The sequence below is a fragment of the Polaribacter sp. IC066 genome (assembly GCF_007997085.1).
In the GTDB taxonomy this organism is placed as follows: Bacteria; Bacteroidota; Bacteroidia; order Flavobacteriales; family Flavobacteriaceae; genus Polaribacter.
This window is the reverse complement of record NZ_VORR01000149.1, coordinates 1-801: the sequence shown is the minus strand read 5'-3', so window position 1 is coordinate 801 and position 801 is coordinate 1. Positions and strand designations below refer to the sequence as shown.

General features: G+C 29.6%; 2 protein-coding genes. Both read left to right on the top strand.

Annotated features, from left to right (window positions below):
* The first annotated feature begins 42 nt into the window (after window positions 1–42).
* Complete coding sequence (locus ES044_RS18330; protein WP_147120676.1) at window positions 43–294, top strand: hypothetical protein; 252 nt, start codon at window positions 43–45, stop codon at window positions 292–294.
* A gap of 153 nt (window positions 295–447) precedes the next feature.
* On the top strand, window positions 448–660 hold the full coding sequence (locus ES044_RS18325; RefSeq protein ID WP_147120675.1) for a hypothetical protein: 213 nt from the start codon (window positions 448–450) through the stop codon (window positions 658–660).
* Window positions 661–801 lie beyond the last annotated feature (141 nt).

Genomic DNA, 801 nt, shown 5'->3' with positions numbered 1-801 from the left:
AACGTTGGCATTCATTGAGCAGAAACGTTAAAAATGACATTTATGAGTAATTTAAAAGGTATTAAATCGGAAATTGAAAAATATGCGAATGAATCAAATCTGACTGAATTACAAATCGTTGAGAAACTGGAAAAACATTACTTTGACAAAAAAGTAAACGAGAATTTAAAGTTGTATAAAAAAGGAAAGAAAAAAGTGAGCGAAATAACAAAAGACTTGAAAATCTCGCCACGAAAATTTTATGCGATTTTAGAAAAAAAGAAAATAGAACATAAAAAATACAAAAAAGAGTGATTTAAAATAAAACGTTTGACTTTCAGCTAGTTTTCGGAATCGGAAACTGAATTGAAAAACAAAAAACCTAACTAAATGTGGAATTTAGCAAATTGCGGAAATAGCTCACTCAATCGGAAATAAATTTAATCTAAAAATGGAATTTAAAAAAATATGAATACGCAGACAAAAGCAATAATAAAATCAGGTTTGTTTTCGGGAATCGTTTACGCTGGACTTATGGCTGGATTTGACTATTCTGACGGGCAAGATTTCAAAATATGGAAATTTATATTCCACGCCTCTTTTTTTGGAATATTTATGGCACTTATGACTAGATATAATTTAAAAAAACAAGCAAATAAAGAAAAAAATAAAACTGAATAAAAACAACGAAATGCCAACACCGTATATAATTTATTGCTGGCTTCTCGCCTATTTACGAAAGTCCTCGCGGACTTTCTTGGTCGGTAATTATTTACTAAATTAGTTGCTTGAAACACGCAACAAACCATATACAACAACGTT

Excerpts from the sequence above, each read along its gene's own strand:
- ES044_RS18330 (WP_147120676.1), top strand. The coding sequence starts at position 43 with ATGAGTAATTTAAAAGGTATTAAATCGGAAATTGAAAAATATGCGAAT.
- ES044_RS18325 (WP_147120675.1), top strand. The coding sequence starts at position 448 with ATGAATACGCAGACAAAAGCAATAATAAAATCAGGTTTGTTTTCGGGA.